We start from the raw sequence: 26746 nt of genomic DNA on the forward strand, positions 1-26746 counted from the left end.
CCAGCATCCCGGACGCACCGGACACCAGGACCGTACCGCTCGCATCGAACACCGGCCCGGCCGTGTCGGACACCGCCGCCACCCGCGCCAGGCGCGGGACCCGTACGACGCCCTCGCGGATCGCGAACTCCGGCTCCCCACTGGCGAGTGCGCCCGCCAGGACCTCGCCCGAGACGCCCTCGGCGTCGAGGTCGACCAGCACCAGCCGGTCGGGGTTCTCCAGCTGCGCGGAGCGCACCAGGCCCCAGAGCGGGGCGTGGACGAGGTCGTCGCCGCCGGCCGCGGCGCCGCGGGTCACCAGCACCAGGCGGGAGGAGGCGAACCTCTCGTCCGCCAGCCACTCCTGGACCGTGGCGAGCACACCGTGCAGCGCGGACCGGACGGCCGAGGCGGTGTCCGCGGCCGAGTCGGCGCCGGCCGGTGCGAGGAACACCTCGCCCGGCAGCGCCAGCCCCGCGTCCACGGCCGTACCGAGTCCCGCCAGATCGGCGAAGCTCTCGATCCCTGCGCCGAACGGGTCGGTCCCGAGGACCGCCCAGCGGCCCGCGGAGGCCGCCGACACCGGCAGGGTGGTCCACTCCACCCGGAACAGCGACTCCAGGTGGCCGGCGCGGGCGCTCTTCAGCTGCTCCTCGGAGATCTCGCGCAGCGTGAGCGAACGGACCGTCATCACCGGCTGGCCGGCGCCGTCGGCGAGGTCCAGGGCGACCTCGCCGCGGCCCAGCGGGGTGACCCGCAGGCGCAGCGCCGCGGCGCCGGTGGCGTGCAGGGTGACGCCGTTCCAGACGAACGGCAGGCCGCCCTGGACCGCGCCGTCAAAGGGGTCGGCGCCGAGCGCGTGCAGGGCGGCGTCCAGCAGGGCGGGGTGGATGCCGAAGCGGGCGGCGTCGGCCTGTGCCTCGGCGGGCAGTGCGATCTCGGCGAGGATCTCGCCGTCGCGCAGCCAGGCGGCCCGCAGGCCGCGGAAGACCGGGCCGTAGCCGAAGCCCGCCTCGGCCAGGCCGGCGTGGATCTCCTGGACGTCCACCGCACGGGCGTCGGCGGGCGGCCACTGGGTGAGCTCGGCCGGGGCGGTCGGGCCCGCGACGGTGAGCACACCGGTGGCGTGCCGCGTCCAGGGCTCCTCGGCCTGGGCGCCCTCGGTGCGGGAGTGCAGGCTGAAGGAGCGGCTGCCGTTCTCGTCGGCGCCGCTGACCACGATCTGGAGCTGCACCCCGCCCTGGGCGGGCAGCAGCAGCGGTGCTTCGAGGGCGAGTTCCTCGACCAGGTCGCAGCCGACCTGGTCGCCGGCCCGTACGGCGAGCTCGACGAAGGCGGTGCCCGGGAGCAGCACGGTGCCCATGACCGCGTGGTCGGCGAGCCAGGGGTGGCTGTCGAGGGAGAGGCGGCCGGTGAACAGGCAGCCGTCGACGTCGGCGAGCGAGACCACGGCGCCGAGCAGCGGGTGGTCGGCGGTGCCGAGGCCGATGGCGGCGGCGTCCCCGGCCGGGCTGCCGGCGCCGAGCCAGTACCGCTCGCGCTGGAAGGCGTAGGTGGGCAGGTCGACCCGGCGGGCGCCCTGGCCCGCGAAGACGCCGTCCCAGTCCAGGGCGGCGCCCCGGACGTGTGCCTGTGCCACGGCCCAGGTCAGCGTTTGGACCTCGGGGCGGCCGGCGCGCAGGGCGGGGACGAACACCGCGTCCTCGCCGGCGCACTCCTGGCCCAGGGCGGTGAGCACACCGTCCGGGCCCAGCTCCAGGTAGGTGCGGGCGCCTTCGCGCTCCAGGGCCTGGATGGCGTCGTGGAAGCGGACGGCCTCGCGGACGTGGCGCACCCAGTACTCGGGGGTGCGGATCTCCTCGGCGGGGACGACGTCTCCGGTCAGGGTGGAGACGATCGGGACGGCCGGTGCCTTGTAGGTCACCACCTGGGCGCAGCGCCGGAACTCGGTGAGCATGCCGTCCATCAGGGGCGAGTGGAAGGCGTGGCTGACGGTGAGGCGCTTGGTCTTGCGGCCCTGGGCGGCGAGGTGCTCGGCGAGGGCGAGGACGGCCTGCTCGGCGCCCGAAATCACCACCGAGGTCGGCCCGTTGACGGCCGCGATGCCCATCTCGTCGGTCAGCAGCGGCAGGACCTCGTCCTCGGTTGCCTGGACCGCCACCATGGCGCCGCCGGCGGGCAGTTGCTGCATCAGGCGGCCGCGGGCGGCCACCAGCAGCGCGGCGTCCTCCAGCGAGAGCACGCCCGCGGCGTGCGCGGCCGCGAACTCGCCGATCGAGTGGCCGGCCAGCAGGTCCGGCCGCAGGCCCCAGGACTCGACCAGGCGGAACAGCGCGACCTCGATCGCGAACAGCGCGGGCTGGGCGTAGGCGGTCCGGTGGATGAGGTCGGCCTCGGCGGAGCCCTCGGGGGCGAACAGGACCTCGCGCAGCGGGTGTTCGAGCTGCAGGTCGAGGTAGCCGCAGGCCTTGTCCAGTGCCTTGGCGAAAGGCGGGAAGGTCTCGTACAGTTCGCGGCCCATGGCGAGGCGCTGGCTGCCCTGGCCGGTGAACAGGAACGCCAGCCGGCCGTCGGTGACCGTCCCCTGGACGGTCCCGGCGGCGCCCGCGCCCTCGGCGAGGGCGTCCAGGGCCTGCCGGAACTCCTCGTGCTCCCCGGACACCAGGACGGCGCGGTGCTCGAAGCTCGCGCGGGTGGTGGCGAGGGAGTGGCCGAGGTCGGCCGGGGTGTGCTCGGGGTGGGCGTCCAGGTGGGTGCGCAGGCGCTCGGCCTGGGCGCGCAGCGCCTCGGGGGTCTTGGCGGAGAGTACCCACGGCCGCACGGCCGGGGCGACGGTGCCGTCCGGGGCGGCGGCCGGTTCCTGGGCCGTCGGGGCCTGCTCGATCACGGCGTGCGCGTTGGTGCCGCTCATGCCGAAGGAGGAGATGCCGACGCGGCGCGGCTCGCCGGTCTCCGGCCAGGGCCGGGCCTCGCTGAGCAGTTCGACGGCGCCCGCGGACCAGTCGACGTGCGGAGTGGGCTGGTCGACGTGCAGGGTGCGCGGCAGGACGCCGTTGCGCATCGCCATGACCATCTTGATGATGCCGCCGATGCCCGCGGCGGCCTGGGTGTGGCCGATGTTGGACTTCAGCGAGCCCAGCCAGAGCGGGCGTTCCTCGGGGCGGTCCTGGCCGTAGGTGGCGATCAGGGCCTGGGCCTCGATCGGGTCGCCGAGCCGGGTACCGGTGCCGTGCGCCTCGACCGCGTCCACCTGGTCGGCCGTCAGCCCGGCGTCGGCGAGCGCCTGCCGGATGACGCGCTGCTGGGACGGGCCGTTGGGAGCGGTGAGGCCGTTGGAGGCGCCGTCCTGGTTGATCGCGGTGCCCCGGACGACGGCCAGGATCGGGTGTCCGTTGCGCTGGGCCTCAGAGAGCCGTTCGACCAGCAGCATGCCAGCGCCCTCGGCCCAGGCGGTGCCGTCGGCCGCGGCGGCGAAGGGCTTGCAGCGGCCGTCGGGGGCGAGGCCGCGCTGGCGGCTGAAGGCGATGAAGGAGCCGGGGTTGGCCATCACGGCGACACCGCCGGCCAGGGCGATGCCGCACTCGCCGCGGCGCAGCGACTGCACGGCGAGGTGCAGGGCGACCAGCGAGGAGGAGCAGGCGGTGTCGATGGTGACCGCAGGACCCTGGAAGCCGAAGGTGTAGGAGAGGCGGCCGGAGGCGACGCTGGCGGCGTTGCCGGTGACCAGGTAGCCCTCCATGCCCTCGTCCGCCTCGTGCAGGCGCGGGCCGTAGTCCTGTGCCTCGGCGCCGATGAAGACACCGGTGCGGGACTCGCGCAGGGTGCCCGGGTCGATGCCGGCCCGCTCGAAGGCCTCCCAGGCGGTCTCCAGCAGCAGGCGCTGCTGCGGGTCCATGGCGAGGGCCTCGCGCGGGGAGATCCCGAAGAAGCCCGGGTCGAAGGTGTCGGCGTCGTGCAGGAAGCCGCCGTGCTGCGCGTAGCTGGTGCCGGGGTGGTCCGGGTCCGGGTCGTAGAGGCTGCCGATGTCCCAGCCGCGGCTGGCGGGGAAGGCCGAGATCGCGTCGACGCCGTCGGCGACGAGCTGCCAAAGCTGCTCGGGCGAGTGGGCGTCGCCGGGGAATCGGCAGGCCATACCGACGATGGCGATCGGCTCGTCGTGAACGGGCGCGTGGAACTCGGGAATTCCGGTCTCGGCGGTGATGCCGAGGATTTCCGAGTGCAGGTGCCGGGCGAGCGAGGCGGGGGTCGGGTGGTCGAAGACCAGGGTGACCGGAAGGCTCAGTCCGGTGGCCGAGGTGAGCCGGCTGTGGAGGTCGACGGCGGCCAGCGAGTCGAATCCGAACTCCAGGAAGGGCCGGTCGGCCCCGACGATGGCGGACGACTTTCCGCGCAGGGATTCCCTCGCCTGGTCGAGGACCAGGTTCAGCAGCAGCCGCTGCTGCTCCGCCTCGGGCATTTCGGCCAGCTGCTGCCGCCAGGACGGAAATACGTCCGGCTTTCCGACACCCGCACCGTCCGGCTCCGAAATGAAACCCTCGGACTGGTTCATCATCACGCGCTCCACTACCCAGCAGACGGCATCCAAGACCTTTGGTCAGCCTGTCACGGGCAGCAAGCACCAGAAAGCCCCTAAGGGACCCCTAAGCACCCCTACGATTTCGACCGGCGACCCCTGTTTTCCGGGGTCGCCGGTCGACGGCGAGCGATTCTGCGGATCGTTCTCGGGAATTCATTCCCCGCAATCGCCCGACAATACCTCGCCGGGGCGATTTGGGAAATCCGCTTCCGACCGACCGGCAGCAGGGAGCGTGGGCGGTGCCGCGGGCCCTACTGCCGGTCGGTCTCAGTTGTGCCGCTCCAGGAACGGCGTGAGCAGTCCGGGTACCGCCTCCTCTGCGAAGGCCAGCCCCTCCTCGGTGGCGAGGTCGCGGACGTGGTACCCGCCGCTGCCGGCGGCCGTGGTCGCGGTCAGGGTGAGCAGGCCCGCCCGGCGTTGGAAGAACGACCGGCTGACGGTCAGTCCGATCACTCCCTCGCGCCGCAGTGCGACCGTACGGTGGGCGAAGGTGCCCGAGCGGGCGATCAGGTAGCCGCCGGACATGCCGTGGCCCAGGGTGCGGTAGGCGTCCATCGCCAGCAGGGAGACCGCGGGCAGCAGGACGGCGGCGGTGATCCCGGCGGTGGTGAGGAAGCCGGTGCGCCAGCCGCCCGGCAGCCAGATCGCGGGCACCGCGAACAGGGCCGTGGCCAGGGCGGTCACCATCAGCCCCCGGTTGATCCGGCGGCGCAGCGCGGCCCTCGGGTGCGGCCGCAGCGGAGCGAGGCCGGTCGGGGACTCCTGCTCGCCGAGGACGTCGGCGGCCACCCGGAGGACCTCGGCACGCGGTGCGGGGGGCATCAGGGCGCCGCGGGTGCGGTTCTCCTCGGCCGAGCCGAGGCCGCTGGCGATCGCGTGCAGGCGGGCGCCGCCGCCCCAGCGCAGCAACATGGGTTCGACCAGCTCGATGCCGCGCAGCCGCCGTTCCTCGATGGAGACGGAGCGGTGGATCAGCAGGCCCCGGCGGACCCGGAGGATGCCGCCGTCCTCGCGTTCCAGCCGGAACCCGGACCAGCCCTCGATGTAGAGGCCGACCGCGCCGAGGGTGCCGAGGGCGGCGACGGCGAGCAGCAGGGCCAGGATGCCGAGCCACAGCGGGACCGAGGTGAAGGCGTGCACCAGGTCGTGGACGATGCCGAGCTTGAGCGGGTCGATCTGCATCTCGTGCAGGGTGCGGTAGCTGATGCCGAGTACGGCGAACAGGCCGCCGACGCCCCAGATGGTCAGGGGGGCGTAGCGCAGCCAGGAGCGCTGGAGTTCGGCGATCGGGGCGCTCTCGTCGAACCCTGCGGCCGTGCCAGGGTCGGCGAGCAGGGCGGCCCGCCGGTTGAGCAGGTCCTGCCGGAGTTCGGCGGCCTGGGCCCGGGGGACGCCGTCCAGGGAGAGCTTGCGGTTGGCCGAACCGCCGTGGGCGGCGGCACCGATGCTGACCGAGGCGAGGCCGAAGACCCGGTACAGCGGGCGGGCGGTGATGTCGGCGCTGCGGATGCGGTCCAGCGGGATCGAGCGGCGGCTGCGGAAGAGCAGGCCGGAGCGGAGCTCCAGGCGCTGGTCGGTGATCCGGTAGCCGGTGGTGAGGAAGCGCATCAGGTTGACGCCGGCCACGATCGCGAAGGCGATGGTGAACGAGACCAGGGTGATCAGCGCCTGCAGGTTGACCTTTCCGCCGGTGCCGATCAGCGTGCCCGCGCCGGTGACCACGGGGGCGACCAGCCAGCTCAGGTGGACCGGTATCAGGCGCGGGCTGAGCCGCTGCCAGGCCACCTCTTCGTCACTCATGTCGCGTCTCCCGGCGTGGCCTGGGTGGCCTGGGTCAGGTGCTCCACCACGTCCAGGGCCTTGCGGTGGTCGATCCCGCGGATCTTCAGGTCGCCGGAGGCGGAGGCCGTGGTCACCTTGATCCCGGAGAGCCCGAACAGCTGCTCGAGCGGGCCGCGTACGGTGTCGACGGTCTGGATCCGGGACAGCGGCGCCACCCGCCACTTCTGCCAGAGCCAGCCGGTGGCGGTGTAGACGGCCTGGTCGGTGGTCTCCCAGCGGTGGACCCGGTAGCGCCACAGCGGCATGACCGCCATGTACGCGATCCCGGGCAGCGCGACCGCCAGGAAGATCCAGCCGAAGACGAAGCGCGCGGGCGGGATCAGCAGGTACAGGGCACCCACGACCAGCATGGTTGGTACGGGAATCAGCGAGGACTGGACGGTCCACCAGGCGATGGCACGACGCTCCACCCGATGCCGTGGCGGACGAAGTCGAAGGGTTTCCGAATGACGCACGCTCAGATCCTAACCAAGTGCTATCGGGCGGAGATCCGGAGCCGACGGCGGCGGTTCATCACGACCACCGTCCGTGCGAGCACCGTTGCGAGTGCCATCAGTACGAGCGAATTGGAGAACACCTCGGGACCGCTGATCCGGTACTTGATGGCGAACTTGATGATGTCAGCGGTGTACCAGTGCTCGATTCCGTAGACGAAGACCACCCGGGCTGCCGACATCACCAGCCAGAAGAGTGCATACAGCACTCCGGCCCTGGTGTAAACCTGCCCGTCGGCATCCCGGTGCGCCGGTAGCATCGCGCCGGCGGTCAGCCCGAGAATGATGCCTATCCCGATCCCGACCAGTTGCAGCGACAGGTCGTTCCCGCCCAGCTTCGGCGCGTGGAAGAACAGCACCATGACGACCGCCACCGCGATCAGCGGCCGGACGAGCCGCATGTTGGTGATCCGCCGGCGGCCGAGGTCACTGCCCAAAATGACCAGCAGGACCGTTCCGCTGACCACCAGTGTGATCATGAATCCGCTCATTGCGCCTGTACTCCAGAGGACTTGTCAGCCGACTGCTTCCATCGCTGTTTCTCAGCTGTTCCCAGGCTAGGAAGAGAGCGGATGCCCCGAAACAACCGGCCAGTTGAACCGGTTGTCCACCGATCGGTGGACACTCCACGACGGCCGGGCCCCACGGGACGGGTGCGGTGCGGCCGGCGGAGGCGGCGTGGTAGGACTGGTCAGCGTGCCATCTCGAAGCGCCTCTGACCAGCCCCTGACCGATCACCCGCCGGCCGACCGCGCCGCAGCGGAAGCGACCGACCGCCTGGACCCGGTGGTCCGCTGGTACGGGCTCTGGGACGCCTACTTCGGGCTCTCCTACCTGGTCACCGCCGGTCTCCTGCTGACCTCCCAGAGCCCGCCCGGCCGCCTGGCCGGGGCGGTCGCCGTGCTGACCCTGATCGTCCCCTGGTACGCGGGGTTCGGCCGGCCGTTGATGCTCGGCGGGGTCAAGTCCGGCCGCCGCAGCCGGTGGTTCGCACTCGGGCTGATCGCGTTGTTCGGCCTCGCCACCGCGCTCGACCTCAACAGCGCGTTCGCCCTGTTCGCGATCTGCCCGATGCTGCTGATGTGTCTGCCCTCGGCCTTCGGGATCGTGGTGGTGCTGCTGGCCAACCTCGTTCCGCTGGCGCTGGTCTGGGCCACCAGCGGCGATCCGGGGTCCGCGGTGCTCGGCATCCTGCCGACCACCCTGCTCGGCATCGCGCTCGCGGTCCTGCTCGGGCTGTGGATCACCAGGGTGGTCGAGCAGAGCCGCGACCGCGCCCGGCTGATCGAGGAGTTGGAGCTGAACCGGGAGAAGGTGGCCCGTCTCTCCCGCCAGGCCGGGATCGCGGCCGAGCGCGAACGCTTGGCCCGGGAGATCCACGACACCCTGGCGCAGGGGCTGACCAGCATCATCGCCCTGATCCAGGCCGCCGACTCGGAACTCGAGGACTCCCCCGAAGTCGCCCGCAAGCACCTGGCCCTGGCCGCCCGCTCGGCCACCGACAACCTCGCCGAGACCCGCGGCTTCGTCGCCGCCCTCACCCCGGTCGCGCTGCGCGGCAACTCGCTCGGCGAGGCCGTCCGCCGCCAGGGCGAGTCCCTCGCCGCCGAAACCGGCCTCGCCGTCGACTACCGCGCCGACGGTACCGAGTTCCCGCTGCCCACCGCGGTGAGCGTGGTCCTGCTGCGCACCGCGCAGGAGGCACTGGCCAACGTCCGCAAGCACGCCCGCGCGCAACACGTCACGCTGCACGCCGAGTTCACCGATGCCGCGGTACGCCTGCTGGTGGAGGACGACGGCTGTGGCTTCGACCCGGAGCAGGACGAGGACCACGGGTACGGGCTGCGCGGCATGCGCGCCAGGGTGGCCGAGATCGGCGGCACCGTGGAGGTCTCCAGTTCGCCTGGCCGGGGCACCGCGGTCGACGTCCGGGTCCCGCTGGGCTGACCCGCCGCTCAGGCCCGCTCGACGGCGTCCTCCAGCAGCGTCGCCGCTTCGTCGATGGCCGCGGCCAGCACCTGCGGCTCGGTGGTCAGGCCGCCGATGATCCGGTCGACACCGCGTAGCCCGGCGCGGTCCAGCAGCGTCTTCTCGTTGGTGACCCACTCACCCCGGGCCGCCAGGACGGCGTGCGCCGCCTGGCAGGCGGCGCTCGCGATCGCACCGGCGCAGTCGGTGAGCCGGCCCCGCCCGGCGTGGGCGGCGCGCGCGTAGTCGAGGGTGAGCCTGGCGCCGCCCCACCACTGCCCGGGTGCCTGCCGCCGCAGTGCCTCGGGGTAGTCCGGCCGCGGCAGCACGCCCTGCAGGACCTGATTGACGGCCAGCTCCGCGACCACGAGGTAGCTCGGGATCCCGGCCAGGTGGAACAGCAGCCGCTCGACGTGGAAGCGGCCCTCCCGTGCCTGCGCGAGCCGGAGTTCGACGTCGTCGAGGTCCCGGTAGTGCACGTCGATGCGCCGCCCGTCGACCTCCAGCCAGGCACCGCCGTTGAACACCCCGCCGCCCCACCCACCGATCTCGAAGACCTCTCCCGGCCAGCCGAGCGCACGCACGTCCTGCGGCGAGAACGCCCCGCGGTAGTAGACGGCGAAGTCCCAGTCGCTGTCGGGTCCGTGCGTCCCGGTGGCTCGCGAGCCGCCCAGCGCCACTGCCGCCACACCGGGCAGCGCCGCGACGTGGGTGGGGAAGGACCGGTCGTCGTGTTCGTGCTTCGGCATGCGGATGAGCGTAGGTGCGAAAGCGCTGGAACGCCCGTCCTTTATCGCCGCCGAGAGCGGCCGACCGGCCGTGGCCGTCCTGCACGGAGCCGGCCGCCCGCAAGCGCCAAAGGCCCCGACGGCAGGACCGCCCCGGTGCCGGTCCGACTCGACCGGCACCGGGGCGGCAGGAGAACGACGGACCGCCGGCTCGCGACTACTTCTGGCCTTCGATGTCGTCCCTGAGCTCGTCCAGTTTCTCCTCGCCCTGCTGCTGGGCCTGGGCGGCCTTCCGCTGGGCCTCGTCCTTCTTCGGGCGCTTCCCGAGCATCTCCTTGGCTTCGTCCTCGAGCTGCTGGGCCTTGTCCCGGAACTTGTCACCAATCCCCATGATCACTCCAATGCCGTCGTGCCGGAGACCCTTCCACGCTTTCACGCCGTCTCCGGAACCGCACCTCGGCGACCCCGCCCGCCCACGCGGGTCCCCCGCCGTCCCTGCACCACTCAGGCAAGGGTCGATCATCTGTTCGATGGCCGCGTACGGAAGGATTCGGTCCGACAGCACCGAGTCCATGGAGGCAGCCGATGACCCAGCCGACGATCCCGCCGGCGACGAGCCCGCAGCCGATCACCGTCCTGATCGCCGACGACCATCCCGTGGTGCGGGAGGGCCTGTCGGCGATGCTGGAGTCCGCGCCCGGGATCTCCGTGGTGGGGATGGCCGGGGGCGGGGAGGAGGCGGTGGTGCTGGCCGCCTCGCTCGATCCCGACGTGGTGCTGATGGACCTGCGGATGGGGGCGATGGACGGGGTCACCGCGACCTCGCGGATCCTGGCGCACTCACGGCGCCCCAAGGTCGTGGTGGTCACCACCTACGAGAGCGACGCCGACATTCTGCGCGCGGTCGAGGCCGGTGCCGCCGGGTACCTGCTGAAGGGCAGTTCCCGGGCGGACCTGATCGACGCCGTCCGGGCCGCGGCCCGGGGTGAGACGGTGCTCTCCCCCGCCGTCGCGGGCAAGCTGTTCCGGGCCAGGGCGCAGGAGCCGCAGGCGCTCTCGGGACGGGAGCGCGAGGTGCTGCTACTGGTCGGACGCGGGCTGACCAACGCCGACATCGGCCGGCAGCTGCACATCGGTGAGGCGACCGTGAAGACCCATCTGCTGCGGGTCTTCAAGAAGCTCGACGTGTCGGACCGGACGGCGGCCGTGCTCGCCGCGATGGAGCGCGGACTGCTGGACTGACGTGGCGTCAGGACGAGGCGAGCGCGAGCTCGGTCATCTTCCGCTTGTCCGGCTTGCCGTTGCGGTTGAGCGGGAACTGCTCCAGCACCACCACCCGGTTGGGCTGCTCGTAGGCCGGCAGCAGCTCGTCGAGGAACTGCCGCCAGTAGGCGGCCTCGCGCAGCTGCTCGTCCTCCACGAAGAAGACCAGGCTGCTGCCCCGGCGCTCGTCGGGCAACGGCACGATCCGGGCGGAGCAGCCGCCGGCGGCTGCCTTCCGCTCGACGATCTCGGGGTAGAGGGTGTAGCCGTTGCGGTGGACCGCGAACTTGCGGCCGAGGACGAAGAGGTTGCCCGCGGCGTCGAGGTAGCCGAGGTCGCCGGTCCGGAAGACCTGCTGGTCGACGGGGTCGATCCCGCCGTCCTGGGTGAGGTAGCCGATCATCACGTCGGGCGTCTCGACCAGCAGTTCACCGACCTCGCCCGGCGGCAGCTCGCGGTCCTCGTCGTCCACCACCCGGATCCGCAGTCCGTCCATCACCTGGCCGCAGGAGACCGGGTTGTCGCTGGTCGCGAACGCCACGTTGCCGGCCTCGGTGCTGCCGTAGCTGTCCAGCAGCGGCAGCCCGAAACGCTCGACGTAGCGCTCCACCAGCGCCTGGTCCAGCGGGGCCGCGCCGCTGCAGAACATCCGGACCGCGTCCAGCGAGGAACCGAGCCCGGGCCGCTGCCCGAGGATGGTGAGGATGCTGCGGTAGGTCGCCGGGGTCGCGTCGACGACGGTCGCGCCGAAGTGCCCGGCCATCCGCAGCGCGCGGTCGGCGCGCTTGTACGGGGCGATGACCAGCGAGCCCTGGACGATCCAGGCGATCAGCACCATGGACAGGCCGTACTGGTGCGAGAAGGGAAGCAGCGGCAGCAGCACGTCGTCGGCGTTGTGGCCCATGTGGTGGGCGTTGCGCTCCAGGTTCTTCAGGAACCGGCCGCCGTTCTTGACGATGCCCTTGGGTTCGCCGGTGGATCCGGAGGACCACATGATCAGGGCGTCGTCCAGGTCGCACCAGGCGTCGAAGCAGAGCTGGCGGTCGGTCACCTCCAGATCCGGTGCGGCCGCGAGGAGTTCGTAGAGGTGGACCGGGTCTGCGTCGGCGGGCACCGGGGCGTCGTCGTCCACCAGCACCACCTTGGTCCCGGCCCGCCGGATGATGGCGGCGGTGGTGTCCTGCTTCTCCTGCTGGTCCACCAGGACGACGGACGCTCCCACGTGCATCAGGGCGAAGAGGACCGAGACGTAGGCGATCGAGTTCCCGGCCTTGAACAGCACCCGTTCGCCGAGCCCGACTCCCCGCTCCCGCAGGACCTGCGCTATCCGCAGGGTGTCCTGTTCGAACTCGGCGAGGGTCACGACCGAAGTCTCCGCAAGGATCTTTGCCGCCATCGGCTTCTCTTCCTTCTCGTGCCCGGCGGCCGACGCCGCCGGTCGCGGTCGCGGCAATTCGACGGGCGGGTCTACGTGTTCGGTCCTGCGGGCGCTCGGTGGCACACGTCAGGAGTGCAGTACGGTGATCGCCGTGACCACCAGGCCGTCATCGGCCAGCCAGCGGCCCTCGAACCCCGGCAGCCGCCGGCCACGGACCGTCGGTCCCGGTACCAGCAGGCGGGCCGCGAAGGTGCCGTCGGCGCCGAATGTGAGGGTCGCCTCGGAGAAGTCGAGCATCTGGCGCATCAGCGGGAACCACGCCTTGTAGACGCTCTCCTTGGCGCTGAACAGCAGCCGGTCCGCGGACAAGTCCGGGACCGCGTCGACGAGTTCCTTCAGCCGGGGCAGTTCCTCGGGTCGGGCGACCGCCTCCAGCACGCCCTCGGGCAGCGGCTCGTTCGGCTCGGCGTCGATGCCGATGGTGAGCACCTCGGCGGCCGGGGCCAGTGCGGCGGCACGGTAGCCGAGGCAGTGGGTCATGCTGCCCACCACCTGCTCCGGCCAGCTCGGCGCACCCCGCTCACCGGGCAGCAGCGGGACGGCGGCATGTCCGAGCGCGGCGAGCGCCCGCCGGGCGCAGGCCCGCACCGCGCGGAACTCGCCCTGCCTGCGCGGCACGGCCCGCCGGATGTGCGCCGCCTCCTCGGGGAAGAGCTCGATCGGCTCGTCCTCGGCCGTGGTCTCGGCCGAGGCGACCATCGAGGGCAGAATGCGTTCGATCACCGTGCCACCTCCGGGAATATCTGCCGCAGGCCGTTCGGGGCGGCGCTGCCCCGGCGGCGCCACTCGCGCGGGTAGCCCACCGAGACCTCCTCGAAGCGGACCCCGTCGTAGTGGGTGACCCGGGGAATGTGCAGGTGTCCGTAGACGACCGCCGCGCAGTTGAAGCGGGTGTGCCAGTCGGCGGTCGCGGTGGTGCCGCACCACTGCGCGAACTCCGGGTAGTACAGGACGTCGGTGGGCTGGCGGACCAGCGGATAGTGGTTGACCAGGACCGTCGGCACCGCCGGGTCGCAAGCCGCCAGGCGCTCCTCGGTCTCGGCCACCCGGGCCCGGCACCAGGCCTCCCGGCTCGGGTAGGGGTCCGGGTGCAGCAGGTACTCGTCGGCGCAGACCACACCGGTCTCGTGCGCCCGGGCCAGCGCCTGCTCCTTGCTGGTGGCGCCGGCCGGCCGGAAGCTGTAGTCGTACCCGACGAACAGCGGGGCGATCCGCAGCGGTCCCGCCTCGCCCTGCCAGACGGGGTACGGGTCCTCCGGGGTGTGCACGCCCAGTCCCCGGCACAGCTCCACCAGGCGCCGGTAGCGGGCCACGCCGCGCAGCTTCACCGGGTCGCTGGGGTGGGTCCACAGTTCGTGGTTGCCGGGGGCCCAGACCACGGTGGCGAAGCGTTCGGCGAGCAGGCCGAGCGTCCACTCGATGTCCGCCACCAGTTCGCCGATGTCACCGGCGATGATCAGCCAGTCCTCGGGGCCGCGCGGACGCAGGCCGCGGACGATCTCGCGGTTCTCCTGGTAGCTGATGTGCAGGTCGCTGGTGGCGTACAGGGTGCTGCCCGGTCCGCCGGAGCTGTTCGACAAGGGGGTTCCGCCTTCCGCTCTCGGGCCGTCAGCCGACGGGCCGGAGAGCCGACTCGGGTGCGATCGTGGTGGTGGCGAAGTTCTCCACGGTGCACTTCAGGCGGCGCAGCAGCCGGTCCCGGCCGACCACGCTGATCCGCTCGACGCCCTCGGCTGCCAGGGTCTCGACGATCCCGGGCCAGCGCATCGGGCGGACGTACCCGCCGAGGATCCACTCGCGGGCCTGCTCCGCGGTGGTGACCAGGGAGCCGTCCTGGTCCGAGACGATCGGGATCCGCGGGTCGCTCAACTCGTAGCCGGAGAGGATGTCCTGCTCGATCCGCTCGCGCAGCGGACCGAAGATGCTCGCGTGGGCGGGCGGGCGCATGGTGTAGAGGGAGTAGCCGCCCACCGCGCCGATCCGCTCCTTGAACCCGTCCAGCGCCCGTTCGCTCAGCGAGACCATGTACAGGTCGTGGTCCAGGTACGAGGAGATCTCGAACCACTCGCCGGCGTCGGCGAGTTCGGCCAGCAGCTCGTCCAGGGTCTCGCGCGGGACCTTGACGAAGGAGTGGGTGACGATGTCCCTGTGCTGCTCGGTGAAGTAGTCGTGCTCGCAGCGGGCGGTCTCGGCGACCAGGCTGACGGCCCGGTCGAAGGGAAGCACGCCCGCGTGGGCGGCGGCGGCCATCTTGCCGAAGCTCACGCCCGCGCAGTAACCCGCGTTCTCGGAGCGGGACTTGTCGCTCCACTCGACCAGCGCGAGCGAGGTGACGAACGAGGTCACCTGGGCGACCTCGGCGTAGTCGTCGTCACTCTCGCGCAGGGCGTCGAAGACGCTGTAGCCGAGGACCTCGTCGGCGACGGCGAAGCGCTCCCTGGCCTCGGCGTTCACGATCATGAATCTGCCGAAGTCGGCGAACCGCGAAGGGCCCATGGCGGGAAAGACGGTCGCGCTGCTCCGCGGCTCACCGGTCGTCATCTCAGCCCGTTCTCTCGGTGGTCGGCGTCGCCTCCGAGCCTAATCACGGCCGCCTCGCCCGCTACCCCTGTCCGCTCCCCTACGCCCCCTAAGCTTGATCTTTGAGCCTCCTCCTCGGCTCCGCCGCGTCGGGGCCGAGGAGGAGGCTCAAAGATCAAGCTAAGCTCGGCGGGTGCGGTGAAGCGCCTGCCCGGCCCGGCGGTTGAGATGCCGTGGATCATCCGGCCGGCCCGGCGGCGCCGGCCCGGCCGCACAACCGCGCTACCCGACGTGGCCAGCGCAAATGCTGTGGGGTAGGGGCGACTTAGGGGTTGTCCGGGTCCGCGGCATCCGCATAGCTTCGGCGCGGAAACGACCGCTCCGGATGACTCCACCGCTACCGGGAGAGGGTGCTCGCGATGAGGATTGCTTGCTGGCAGGCCGCGGCCGGCTCCCCCGACGTTCCGCAACTGCTGGACCGGCTGCGCGAGGCGGCCGTCCGCGCGGCGGAGGCGGGAGCCGAGCTGCTCGTCGCCCCCGAGATGACCCTGGGCGGGTACCCGCTGCGCCCCGGCACGCTCGCCGAGGTGTCCGAGCCCGTCGACGGGCCGCTCTGCGCGGCCGTGTCGGTGATCGCCCGGGAGGCGGGCATCGCCATCGTGCACGGCTGGCCGGAGGACACCGGTTCCGCGGTCTACAACGCGGCCCGGCTGGTCTCCCCCGAGGGCACGACCCTGGCCGCGTACCGCAAGGCGCACCTGTTCGGTGAGGTGGACAGCTCCCGGTTCGCACCGGGTGACCACGGCGTGGTGCAGGCGGACTTCGGCGGACTGAAGGTGGGCCTGCTGGTCTGCTACGACGTCGAGTTCCCCGAGGCGGTGCGCGCCCACGCCCTGGCCGGCACCCAACTGCTGGTGGTCCCCACGGCGTTGATGCGGCCGTGGGAGTTCGTCGCGCGGACCATCGTCCCCGCCCGGGCGTTCGAGAGCCAGCTCTACGTCGCCTACACCAACTGGATCGGCGAGCGGCTCAGCCTGGACTTCTGCGGTCTGACCACCGTGGCCGCCCCGGACGGCACCCGGCAGACGCTGGCGGAGCCCGTCGAGGGCCTGCTGCTGGCGGAGGTCGACCCGGCCGTGGTGGCGAAGGCGCGCGCCGACACCCCCTATCTCCACGACCGGCGCCCCGAGCTCTACGAGGGCCCGCCCGCCCGGCTGGGCTGAGCGGCTGGGCTCTCGCGGACCGGGCCCCGAAAGGTGTCCCAGATGTCCCTGACTCCCCTCGGCTCCCAGGAGCTCCCGGCGATGCCCGCGGCACGGACCGCGACGCGTTCCACGACCGCTCCGCTGACCATGTTCGGCCCCGACTTCCCCTTCCCCTACGACGACTGGCTGCGCCACCCGGCCGGGATCGGCGCGCTGCCCGAGGAGCGGCACGGCACGCCGGTGGCGGTGGTCGGCGGCGGGATCGCGGGCCTGGTCTCGGCGTACGAGCTGATGCGGCTGGGGCTGCGCCCGGTGCTGTACGAGGCCGGGGAGCTGGGCGGCCGGATGCGCGCGGTGCCGTTCCAGGCCGATCCCGGTTATGTGGCCGAGATGGGGGCGATGCGCTTCCCGGTCTCGGCCACCACGCTGTTCCACTACATCGACCTGCTCGGGCTCCGGACCCGCCCGTTCCCCAACCCGCTCTCCCCGCACACCTCCAGCACCCTGGTGCACCTGGGCGGTGAGCGGCACCTGGCCCGGACCGTCGGTGACCTCCCGGCGGTCTACCAGGAGGTGGCCGACGCCTGGGAGAAGACCCTGCGGGAGGAGGCCGAGCTGGCGGTGATGGAGGACGCCGTCCGGCGCCGGGACGTCCCGCTGCTGAAGGCGGTGTGGAACCGGATGGTCCGCACCCTGGACGACCAGTCCTTCCACGGCTTCCTCGCCGCCTCGCCGCACTTCCGTTCGTTCCGGCACCGCGAGATCTTCGGGCAGGTCGGTTTCGGCTCCGGCGGGTGGGACACCGACTTCCCCAACTCCGTGCTGGAGGTGCTGCGGGTGGTCTTCACCGCCGCCGACGAGGAGCACGTGAGCATCGTCGGCGGCACCGGACGGCTGGTCGACGGGCTGTGGACGCTGGGTGCGGAGGGCGCGGCGCACTGGCCGGCCGGCACCTCGCTCGCCTCCCTGCACGAGGGCCGGCCCAGGCCGGCCGTGACGGCGCTGCGCCGGGCGACCGGGGGGATCACCGTCGAGGACGAGCAGGGCTCGGTGGAGACCTACCCGGCGGTGGTGTTCACTCCGCACGTGTGGACACTGCTGAACCGGATCGACTGCGACCCGGCGCTGCTCTCGGTGCCGCAGTGGACCGCGGTCGAACGCACCCACTACATGGGCGCCTCCAAGATGTTCGTGCTCACCGACCGTCCGTTCTGGCTGGACCGCGACCCGCGCACCGGCCAGGACCTGATGAGCATGACGCTCACCGACCGGATGCCGCGCGGGGTCTACCTGTTCGACGACGGTCCAGGGCGGCCCGGGGTGATCTGCCTCTCCTACACCTGGAACGACGACTCGCTGAAGGTCGCCACCCTGAACGACGAGCAGCGGCTGGAGCGACTGCTCGCCGAGCTGCACAGGATCTACCCCGAAGTCGACATCCGACAGCACATCAGCGGCCCGCCCGTCTCGGTAACATGGGAGACCGAGCCCCTGTTCATGGGTGCTTTCAAGGCGAACCTTCCCGGCCAGTACCGTTACCAGCGCCGGCTCTTCACCCAGTTCGTGCAGCACGGCCTCCCCGCCGAGCAGCGCGGCCTCTTCCTGGCCGGTGACGATGTGTCATGGACGGCGGGCTTCGCCGAGGGGGCGGTCACGACGGCGCTCAACGCGGTCTGGGGTGTCGTCGACGCCCTGGGAGGTACGAGTCATCCCGCCAACCCCGGCCCCGGGGACGTCTTCGACGAGATCGCGCCGATCCTCCTGCCGGAGGAGTGAGCGCCCCCTACGGGGGTAGGGGTGCCGGGTCGAGCGGGGCGGACGGGGGAACGGTTGCGGTGTTGGGTGGGGGATGGCAGGGCTGCACACAGCCCGGCAGGGCACCATTGGGCTGGCCATGACACAGTTGATCAACGCATCGGAGCGCACCTGGGTGGAGCTCCTCACCGGCTTGGCCGAGGAGGAGTTCGAGGACCTGCTGGATGCTCTGCGGACCCGCGCCGAGACCGACGGCCCTCGGGCGGGGCGCCGCTGGACGCTCTCCCTGGAGGACCGGGTACTGCTGGTCACCACCTACTGGCGGACCCAGCTGACCATGCGTGAGGTCGCCACCCTGTTCGGGGTCTCCAAGTCGGCCGCCGACCGGATCGTCGGCCATCTCGGCACCTACCTGGAACTCTCCTCGGCGGGCCGCCGGCGCTGCCGCCTCTCGCTCCGCCTCGAGGTGCACACCGAGAACGAGAACGCCCACCGGGTGCCGGCACAACGCTCCTGACCAGCCCTTACGGCCGGTCCGCCGCAGCAAAGCGCTGCAGCGGACCGGCCGTTCGCATATGCACCGTGACAATTACGGGACAGTCCGATTCCGGCATCGAGATGGCTGAATCCCGCAGGTTTGACGCAGCGATGAACGGTTTTTGACTGACCGGCAGGTGCTAAGCCTCGAAGGTTAACTCCAGGCGCCACGTCCCACACACTGGACACACATGAACTTTGTCCGATTTGTCATGAATTGCTGGGTCAACGCCCCCAAGGAGAGCGCATCCAGCGCCCCTGCGCACCCCCTACCGCCACCCCTACTGCTCCTAGGCCCTTCAATTACTGATCGCTTCCTGACGGCATGCATCGTCCATCAGGCCGCGAAAGTGTTATGTTCAGACCAGTTGTCCCGCAACCTGATCGGCGGCGCCGGCTGAGCACGGCTGCGCCTGGAGTGCGCGGACATGAATTCGCCATAAATTAATGGTTGAACGCCGGATAAACCTGTCCGCTTGTCTGGTATTCAACCGCCTTGGCGACTGCCAGCTCATTCGGGGGAACCACTGTGTCATCAATTCTCGTCTCCAGACGGCGAACCGCTCCTGCGGTCTGATCTGCCAAAGCCCTGTCGCCCACTCACCTGAGACGACGGCAGACCGGCACCCTTCTCACTCTCAGAACAGACCCTGCCCACGGCGCTGTCCTCCCCTCCACGGACATTCCATGGGCGGGCATCGGGACCTGAAGCAAGGAGTCCACTACATGACGGCCCGTTCCGGCCTCATCGAACGCAGCGAGGAATTGCGGCTCCTGACCCGGCTCAGCGCCGACCCACTCCAAGGCTCAGGCTCGGTCGGCCTGGTGGTCGGCCCGGTTGCCAGCGGTAAATCCGGATTGCTCAACGCCCTCTGCGAGGAGGCCAGCCGCTCGGGCGTCACCGCACTACGGGCTGTCGGGGCACAGGCCGAATGCCGTACGCCGCTGAGTATCGTCGGACAGCTGCTCAGGCAGGCCCCGCTCGCCGCCGAACGCAGCAAGCAGGTACGGCTCCTGCTCGCCATGAGTGAACGCGCGGCCGCGCAGCACCCGGCACCCACCGGACCCGGGCAGGAACCATGGCAGCTCCCGACCGACCTGGTCCAGGAACTGTGCGCGGTGCTCTTCGAACTCTCCACCGCCGGGCCGCTGCTGATCTGCGTGGACGACGTCCACCATGCGGACACGCTCTCGCTCCAGTGGTTGCTCTTCCTGATCCGCAGACTCGGCACCGCCCCGATCGCGGTGGTCCTCACCGAGCGCACCTCGGCACAGCATCCCCACCCCGCCTTCCACGCCGAGCTGCTGCGCCAGCCGAACTGCCGGCGCATCCTGCTCGGCCCGCTCACCCACCAGGGTGTGGTGCAGTTGCTGGAGTCCCGGCTCGACGCCGAGCGGGCCGACGAACTGGCGTCCCGTTTCGACGCGTTGACGGGCGGCAACCCGCTGCTGGTCCACGCCCTGCTGGAGGACCTGCGCACCTGCACCCGGCTGCCGTCCGAGCAGCGCCCGTCCAGACTGGGCGCCGGGTACGCCTTCTCCCAGGCCGTCGTCAGCTGCCTGCACCGCAGCGAACCCTCCGCCCTGGCGGTGGCCCGCGGGATCGCCGTATTCGGCGAGAGCTGCACCACCCACCTGCTCGGGCAGCTGCTCGACCTCTCCCCTGCCACCGTGGAGTGCGTCATCCGCGGCCTGGAGTCGGCCGGCCTGCTGGAGCACGGGCAGTTCCGGCACCCCGCCGTACGGGCCGCCGTCCTGCACGACACCGACGCGGACGACCTCAGCAAGCTGCAGCACCGCGCCGCCCACCTGCTGTACACCCAGGGAGCACCCGAACGGGCCATCGCCGAGCGGCTGCTGGCCTCCAACGAGCCCGGCGAGGCCTGGAGCACCCGGGTACTGTGCGACGTCGCCCGCCAGGCGCTCTTCGACGGGGACGCGGACCTGGCCAGGCGCTGTGTCGAGCACGCCCACCGGGTCTGCGCCGACCGCCGGGCGCGCGGCGAGGTCCTCATCCTGCTGGCCGGCGTCGAGTGGCAGCTCCAGGCCGGCAACGCCACCCGCCACCTGCCCCAGCTCACCGCCGCCCTGCGGGCCGGCGACCTCGGCGACCGGCACAGCGTAGTGGTCGTCAAGTACCTGCTGCGGCACGGCCGGATCACCGAGGCGACGGCCGTTCTCGACCACCTGCTGGCCGCCCCGGGGCGCCCGGCCGAGGGCCGTACCACCGCCGAACTGCAGACCGTCAAACTGCTGCTCGCCAGCGCCTACCCCGGCGCGCTGGCCGAACTGCCGCCCTTCGGACCCACCAACGTCAACGCGGACCGCGCCCCCGCCGCGGTCCGGGCCGACCCGCAGCTGCAGGCCGCCGCCGTGCTCGACGAGGTGCTCAGCGGCTGCGCCGGCGAGAACACCTTCCTCGGCGCGGAGCAGGTCCTGCGGACCATCAGGCTGAGCTACCGCTCCTGGGAGCAGGTCGAGTTCGCCCTGCTCGCACTGATCTACGGCGACCAGCTCGACCGGGCGGCGGTCTGCTGCGACCAGCTGCTCAGCCGGATCGGCCGCGCCGCCGAGGGCTGGCGGCCACCGCTGCTGGCGCTGCGCAGCCAGATCGCCTTCCGGCAGGGCCGGCTGGTCGAGGCGGAACGTTTCGCCAAGACCGCCCTCGAGGAAATGCCCTGGCCGGGCTGGGGCGTGACGATCGGCCTGCCGATGGCCGTCCTGCTGATGGCCCAGACCGCGATGGGCAAGTACGAGGACGCGGCGGAACTGCTGAGCCGTCCGGTGCCGCAGGCCATCTACAAGTCCCGCTACGGGCTGCACTACCTGCACGCCCGGGGCGAGTACCGGCTGGCCACCAACAACCCGCACGCGGCCCTCGACGACTTCCTGATCTGCGGCGAGATGATGCAGGAGTGGGGCATCGACCTGCCGACGGTGGTGGCGTGGCGGGCGGCCGCCGCCCGGGTCCACCTGAGCATGAACAACCACCAGCGGGCCAAGGTCCTGATCGACGAGCAGTTCAAGCGGCTGCAGCCCGGTCCGTCCCGCTCCCGCGGCATCGCGCTGCGGCTGGGCGCGGCCGTCGCCGAACTCCGCCACCGTCCCTCGATGCTGCGCCAGGCGGTGGACGAGCTCCAGCGCTGCGACTCCCCGGTCGAACTGGCCCTGGCGCTGGCCGACCTGGGCTACGCCTACCAGAACCTGGGCGACCACAAGCGCTCCCGGACCATGATGAACCGGGCCTGGCAGCTGGCCAAGGAGCACTCCGCCGAGCCCATCCTGCGCGGCCTGTCCAGCATGTTCTGCGACGTCCGCGAGGAGGTGCCGCAGACGGCCTCCGCCACTGTGCTCGCTGGCGATCTGAGCGACGCCGAACGGCGGGTGGCCTCGCTGGCGGCGCTCGGCCACACCAACCGGGAGATCGCCCGGGAGCTCTTCATCACGGTCAGCACGGTGGAGCAGCACCTGACCCGGGTCTACCGCAAGCTCAAGGTCACCCGACGCAGCGATCTGCCGGGCGAGCTGTGCCTGGTGTCGACGGGCAGCAGCGCCTCCTACGCCTGACGGCGTCCGATCGGCGATCCGCCCGGGGCGCGGGGAGCCGCGCGGGAAACCCTCCGCAGAGGTGGGTTCCCCGCGCGGTTTCCCGCGCCCTTCCGGTGTTCCGGGGTGCCCCGCGAGGGGTCAGCCGGTGTGGGCGGCCAGGTGGTCGGTGATCTCGGTGAGCACCGCCTTCTGGTGGGTGGCCAGGTAGAAGTGGCCGCCGGGGAAGACGCTCAGCGAGAACTCGCCGGTGGTCTCCTCCGCCCAGGCCTTGACCTCCTCCACGGTGGCCTTGGGGTCCTCGTCGCCGGTGAGCGCCACGATCGGGGTGCTCAGCGGCTCGCCCGGCATGCGCCGGTAGGTCTCGATGGCCCGGTAGTCGTTGCGGATCGCCGGCAGGATCATCCGCAGGATCTCCTCGTCGCCGAGCAGCGCCGTGTTGGTCCCGCTGAGCCCCTTGAGCTCGTCGACCAGGCCGTCGTCGTCGCGCAGGTGGACGGTCTCCTCCCGGTGCGTGCCCGGGCCGCGCCGGCCCGAGGCGAAGAGCACGGCGGGCCCACGCCCGTCCGCCTCAAGCCGGCGGGCCAGCTCGAAGCCGAGGATCGCGCCCATGCTGTGGCCGAAGATCCCCAGCGGCCGGTCGTCCAGGGTGGCGACCATCCGGTGGACCCGGTCCGCCAGTTCGGCGATGGTGCCGATGCTCGGCTCGCTGCGGCGGTCCTGACGGCCCGGGTACTGCACGGCGAGGACCTCGATCCCGGGTGACAGCGCCGCCGAGACCGGGTAGTAGAAGCTGGCGGATCCGCCGGCGTGGGGAAGGCAGAGCAGCCGCGCCTTGCTGCCGGGGGCCTGGTGGAAACGGCGTATCCAGAGATCGTACTCGGCACTGGTGGGCGTGGTCATCGGTTCTCGTCTCTCCTGAGTGTGACGGCTTGCCAAGTCTTGTCCGGTGGAGGTCCACCGGGGCTGTCCCGGCCCGTCGGGGGTCGGGCCGGGACAGCGGTCGGAGCGGGTGGTGCGGTACGTCTCTCACCACCTCAGCACGGTCAGCACACCTCGCGCAGCCAATTCTCGATCAGCTCGGCGGTGGCGGCGGCGTGTTCCTCCATCACGGTGAAGTGGTCACCGCGACCGTCCAGCGCGGTGTGCTCCAGCGGCCAGGAGGCCCGGACGGCCGCCTCGGCCACCCCGTCCGGTCCTGGGGCCGCCAGGACGTCGACGGCGCGCACCAGCAGGGTGGGCGCGGCGGTTCCGGTGGGCCGGCGATCGGCGAACAGCCGCAGATAGCCGCCCATCGCGGTGAGCCTGGTGTCGTCCATCGGGACGTACGCACCCTCGCGCGCCAGCATCGCGCCGGTGAGCGCCGGGAGCACGTCCTCGACCCGGGCACCCGCACCCGCGCCGTCGGCCCCGGCCTCGCTCTCGAAGGAGTAGGTGTCCACCAGGACCACGGCCGCCGGGCCCGTACCCAACTCCTCCAGCCTGGCCGCCGCGGCCTGGGCCACCAGACCGCCGGTGGAGTGGCCGAGCAGCACGAAGGGGGCTCCCCCGGCCGCCCGAAGCGTTCCCTGCGCGACGACCTCGACGACCGCCTCGGCGGTGGCCGGCAGCGGCTCATCCTCCCGGAATCCGGGCAGCGGCAGTGCGCGGACCGCCCGCCGGCCGCGGAACGCCGCGGAGATCCGGGCGTACTGGTGCGGGCCCGAGATCGCCAGCAGCGAGGGCAGGCAGACCAGTACGGGCCGTTCGGCCCCGTCGGCCAGCCGGACCGGCTCCGGCGCCAGGTCGGCCGCCTCGTCGTGCTCGAAGGACGGCCGGAACCGCGACGCCGCGATCAGCAGCTCCATGAACTCCCGGCTGCGGCCGGTCTCTGCGGCACCGCGCAGCAGCGTGCCGATGGTGCCCAGTGGGCGGGCCTCCTCGGCGACCGGCTCCGAGGACGCCGCGGCGGCCAGCTGGTCGCGCAGCCGGACGGCCAGCAGCCTCGGGGTCGGGTAGTCGAACAGCAGGGTGGCGGGCAGCCGCAGACCGGTGGCCAGGGCCAGCCGGTTGCGCAGTTCCACCGAGGTGAGCGAGTCGAAGCCCAGTTCCAGGAAGGCGCGTTCGACGTCCACCGCCTCCGGGGCCGAGTGGCCGAGTGCCGCGGCGGCGTGGGTGCGGACCAGGTCGAGCAGCACGGCTTCCCGCTCCTGCTCGGTGCGGCCGGCCAGCATCCCGGTCAGGGCGTCGGCCGACTCCACGGTCGCCGTGGCCGACCTGCGGGCCGCCGGGACCCGCAGCAGTCCGCGCAGCAGCGCCGGCACCTGTCCGGTCGCGGCCGCGTGGGCCCGCATACCGGCCAGGTTCAGCCTGACCGGGACCAGCAGCGACCGGTCCAGCGCGTCGGCGGCGTCGAACAGCGCCAGGCCGTCCTCGACGGAGAGCGGAGCCACCCCGCCGCGGGCGAGGCGCTGCAGATCGGCCTCGGCGAGCGTGCCGCCCATTCCGCCGTCCTGCTCCCACAGACCCCAGGCCAGCGACGTGGCGGGCAGGCCCTGGGCCCGCCGGTGGGCGGCGAGGGCGTCCAGGAAGGCGTTGGCCGCGGCGTAGTTGGCCTGGCCCGGGCCGCCGAAGACGCCGGCCATCGAGGAGAACAGTACGAAGGAGGAGATCCCGTGCTGCTTCGTCAGCTCGTGCAGGTGCCAGGCCGCGTCCACCTTGGGGCGCAGCACCCGGTCGACCCGTTCCCTGGTGAGGGAGGCGACGGCGCCGTCGTCGAGCAGGCCGGCGGCGTGCACCACGGCGGTGAGCGGGTGCTCGGCCGGCACGCTGTCGAGCAGCGCGGCCAGGGCGTCCCGGTCGGCCACGTCGCAGGCGGCCAGCCGCACCTCGGCGCCGAGGTCGGCCAGTTCCTGCTTCAACTCGGCGGCGCCTTCCGCCTCTTCGCCCCGGCGGGAGGCCAGCAGCAGCCGGCGCACACCGCGCTCGGCGACCAGATGACGGGCCAGCAGCCGGCCGAGGGAGCCGGTGGCGCCGGTGAGCAGCACCGTGCCGCTCGGGTTGGGGTCGGCGAGCCCGGTCAGCTCCGGTAGCGCCACCCTGGCGAGCCGGGGTGCGTACAACTCGCCTGCTCGCAGCGCGAGTTGTGGTTCGACCCCGGCCGCTGCGGCGGACAGCGCCCGGTGTGCGCCGTCCTGGTCCAGATCGACCAGGACGATCCGGTCCGGGTTCTCGGTCTGGGCCGAGCGGACCAGGCCCCACACCGCGGCGGCCGCCAGATCCGGCACGTCCTCGTCCGGCCGGGTGGACACGCCCCCGCGGGTGGCGATGATCAGCCGCGCGGTGGCGGTGAAGTCCTCCGTCAGCCAGGTCTGGATCAGCTCCAGCGCCCAGCCGGCCGCCAGGTGGGCGGCCTGTGCCGCGTCCTGGTCCGCGGCTGCGGGCGGGCAGCACACCAGGACGTTGTCCGGGACCGGGGTGCCCGCTGCCACGGCCACCGCCAGCGCGTCCAGGTCGGGGTAGGCGGCCGCTCCCTCCGCCGCGAGCTCCGGCGCGTGGGAGCCGAGGACGGCCCAGCTGCCGGCGGTCGCGGCGGTGGCGGGGACGGCGGCCCACTCCAGTGCGAACAGCGCGTCGTCCCTGCCGCCGCCGCTCGCGCCGAGCTGCTCGGGCGTCAGCGGGCGCAGCGCCAGCGACTGGATCTCCGCCACCGGTCGGCCGGCCGGGTCGGCCAGCTCCAGCGCCAGCGCGTCATGACCCGACGGCCTTATCCGTACCCGGAGTTCGGCCGCACCCGTGGCATGCAGGGTGACGCCGCTCCAGGCGAACGGCAGCCTTCCCTGGCCGGTGTCCGCCAGCAGACCGCCGAGGCCCAGGGTGTGCAGGCTCGAGTCGAGCAGCGCGGGGTGCAGGCCGAAGGCCGCGGCCTGCGTCCTGACCTCCTCGGGCAGCGCGACCTCGGCGAACAGTTCGCCCTCGCGTCGCCAGGCGGCCCGCAGCCCCTGGAACGCGGGGCCGTAGGCGAAGCCGAGTGCGGCGAAGCCCTCGTACAGGCCGTCCACCTCGACCGGTTCGGCGCCCTGAGGCGGCCATTCTGCAAGGTCGGGGCCCGTGCCGCCAGTGGCGGCGGAGAGCACACCGGTGGCGTGCCTCGTCCAGGGGAGGTCACCCGCCGCGTCCTCGGGCCGCGAGTGCAGGGTGAGGCGGCAGCGGCCGTCCCGGTCCGGTGCGCTCACGGCCAGTTGCAGCTGGACCCCGCCGCGCTCGGGCAGGACGAGCGGGGTCTCCAGGGCGAGTTCTTCCAGGTGTCCGCAGCCGACCTGGTCGCCGGCCCGGATCGCGAGCTCCACGAAGGCGGTCCCCGGCAGCAGCACCGCACCCATCACGGCGTGGTCGGCCAGCCAGGGGTGGGTGTCCAGGCCGAGGCGGCCGGTGAACAACTGGCCTTCGGCGTCGGCCAGGGCGACGCTCGCGCCGAGCAGGGGGTGGTCGGCCGCCCCCAGACCGACCGCGGTGACGTCACCGAAGAAGCCGGTGTACGGCTTCGGCCAGTAGTGCTGCCGTTGGAAGGCGTAGGTGGGCAGATCGACGCACCGCGCGCCGGTGCCCGCGAACACGGCCTCCCAGTCGAGCCTGGTGCCACGGACGTGCAGCCCGGCCAGTGCGAGGGTGAAGCTCTGCTCCTCGGCACGGTCACGGCGCAGGAGCGGAGTGAACACCGCGTCCTCGCTCACGCACTCCTGGCCCATCGCGGAGAGGGTCCCGTCCGGGCCCAACTCCAGGTACGTGTGGACGCCTTCGCGCTCCAGGGCCTGGATGGCGTCGTGGAAGCGGACGGCCTCGCGGACGTGGCGCACCCAGTACTCGGCGGTGCGCAGCTCATCCGTGATCGAGCCGGTCAGGGTGGAGACGATCGG

Annotated in this window: 17 protein-coding genes and 1 pseudogene; 6 read left to right on the forward strand and 12 right to left on the reverse strand. The window is 72.2% G+C overall.

What is annotated here, in order from left to right:
• The 4 genes and pseudogenes from ABD369_RS37075 to ABD369_RS37090 form a co-directional block, all read right to left on the reverse strand.
• Positions 1-4417 (reverse strand): annotated as a pseudogene (locus ABD369_RS37075) (type I polyketide synthase); the annotation flags it as partial.
• 405 nt (positions 4418-4822) lie between these two features.
• Positions 4823-6355, reverse strand: a complete 1533-nt coding sequence (locus ABD369_RS37080) for a PH domain-containing protein (protein WP_344641051.1) — start codon at positions 6353-6355, stop codon at positions 4823-4825.
• On the reverse strand, positions 6352-6852 hold the full coding sequence (locus ABD369_RS37085; protein WP_344641052.1) for a PH domain-containing protein: 501 nt from the start codon (positions 6850-6852) through the stop codon (positions 6352-6354). Before ABD369_RS37085 ends, ABD369_RS37080 begins: the two co-directional genes overlap by 4 nt.
• Positions 6853-6872: 20 nt before the next feature.
• Positions 6873-7370, reverse strand: a complete 498-nt coding sequence (locus ABD369_RS37090) for a hypothetical protein (protein ID WP_344641053.1) — start codon at positions 7368-7370, stop codon at positions 6873-6875.
• 217 nt (positions 7371-7587) lie between these two features.
• On the opposite strand from ABD369_RS37090, the gene ABD369_RS37095 reads away from it, so the two are divergent.
• Entirely contained in the window at positions 7588-8838 is a 1251-nt protein-coding gene (locus tag ABD369_RS37095; RefSeq protein ID WP_344641054.1) for a sensor histidine kinase, read from the forward strand.
• 8 nt (positions 8839-8846) lie between these two features.
• Here ABD369_RS37095 and ABD369_RS37100 read toward each other — a convergent pair whose 3' ends face one another.
• Positions 8847-9608 (reverse strand): nucleotidyltransferase domain-containing protein, encoded by a 762-nt coding sequence (locus ABD369_RS37100; RefSeq protein ID WP_344641055.1) that lies wholly within the window; start codon positions 9606-9608, stop codon positions 8847-8849.
• A gap of 196 nt (positions 9609-9804) precedes the next feature.
• The gene (locus ABD369_RS37105; protein WP_344641056.1) at positions 9805-9978 is read right to left on the reverse strand and encodes a hypothetical protein; all 174 of its coding nucleotides are present in this window, start codon (positions 9976-9978) and stop codon (positions 9805-9807) included.
• Between the two features lie 194 nt (positions 9979-10172).
• Between ABD369_RS37105 and ABD369_RS37110 the strand changes: the two genes are divergently transcribed.
• On the forward strand, positions 10173-10829 hold the full coding sequence (locus ABD369_RS37110; RefSeq protein ID WP_344641057.1) for a response regulator: 657 nt from the start codon (positions 10173-10175) through the stop codon (positions 10827-10829).
• A gap of 7 nt (positions 10830-10836) precedes the next feature.
• Here ABD369_RS37110 and ABD369_RS37115 read toward each other — a convergent pair whose 3' ends face one another.
• From ABD369_RS37115 to ABD369_RS37130, 4 genes are all read right to left on the reverse strand, one after another.
• Positions 10837-12246, reverse strand: a complete 1410-nt coding sequence (locus tag ABD369_RS37115; RefSeq protein ID WP_344641058.1) for a class I adenylate-forming enzyme family protein — start codon at positions 12244-12246, stop codon at positions 10837-10839.
• A 108-nt stretch (positions 12247-12354) separates the two neighbouring features.
• Positions 12355-13011 (reverse strand): 4'-phosphopantetheinyl transferase family protein, encoded by a 657-nt coding sequence (locus ABD369_RS37120; protein WP_344641059.1) that lies wholly within the window; start codon positions 13009-13011, stop codon positions 12355-12357.
• Positions 13008-13868, reverse strand: coding sequence for a metallophosphoesterase family protein (locus ABD369_RS37125; RefSeq protein ID WP_344641060.1), 861 nt, complete (start codon positions 13866-13868; stop codon positions 13008-13010). The genes ABD369_RS37120 and ABD369_RS37125 overlap by 4 nt, the downstream gene beginning before the upstream one ends.
• Before the next feature lie 28 nt (positions 13869-13896).
• A complete protein-coding gene (locus ABD369_RS37130) occupies positions 13897-14784 on the reverse strand; it encodes an ACP S-malonyltransferase (protein ID WP_344641061.1) in 888 nt (295 codons plus the stop codon).
• Between the two features lie 434 nt (positions 14785-15218).
• Here ABD369_RS37130 and ABD369_RS37135 point away from each other — a divergent pair, with 434 nt between their 5' ends.
• The 4 genes from ABD369_RS37135 (at position 15219) to ABD369_RS37150 (ending at position 21872) form a co-directional block, all read left to right on the forward strand.
• Positions 15219-16031, forward strand: a complete 813-nt coding sequence (locus ABD369_RS37135; RefSeq protein WP_425557858.1) for a carbon-nitrogen hydrolase family protein — start codon at positions 15219-15221, stop codon at positions 16029-16031.
• A gap of 81 nt (positions 16032-16112) precedes the next feature.
• Positions 16113-17789: a flavin monoamine oxidase family protein gene (locus ABD369_RS37140; protein ID WP_344641066.1), complete on the forward strand. Its 1677-nt coding sequence runs from the start codon at positions 16113-16115 to the stop codon at positions 17787-17789.
• 118 nt (positions 17790-17907) lie between these two features.
• Positions 17908-18285 carry a helix-turn-helix domain-containing protein gene (locus ABD369_RS41385; RefSeq protein WP_425557859.1) on the forward strand — a complete coding sequence of 126 codons (378 nt, stop codon included), beginning with the start codon at positions 17908-17910 and terminating at the stop codon, positions 18283-18285.
• 746 nt (positions 18286-19031) lie between these two features.
• Positions 19032-21872 (forward strand): helix-turn-helix transcriptional regulator, encoded by a 2841-nt coding sequence (locus ABD369_RS37150; RefSeq protein ID WP_344641063.1) that lies wholly within the window; start codon positions 19032-19034, stop codon positions 21870-21872.
• A 120-nt stretch (positions 21873-21992) separates the two neighbouring features.
• On the opposite strand, the gene ABD369_RS37155 is transcribed toward ABD369_RS37150, so the two are convergent.
• Both ABD369_RS37155 and ABD369_RS37160 read right to left on the reverse strand, forming a co-directional pair.
• Complete coding sequence (locus tag ABD369_RS37155; protein ID WP_344641064.1) at positions 21993-22754, reverse strand: thioesterase II family protein; 762 nt, start codon at positions 22752-22754, stop codon at positions 21993-21995.
• 143 nt (positions 22755-22897) lie between these two features.
• Positions 22898-26746 (reverse strand): type I polyketide synthase (locus tag ABD369_RS37160; RefSeq protein ID WP_344641065.1); only part of this gene is annotated, 3849 nt, incomplete at its 5' end.

Origin of the sequence: Kitasatospora cystarginea (genome assembly GCF_039533515.1) — a bacterium.
GTDB classification, from domain to species: Bacteria; Actinomycetota; Actinomycetes; order Streptomycetales; family Streptomycetaceae; genus Kitasatospora; species Kitasatospora cystarginea.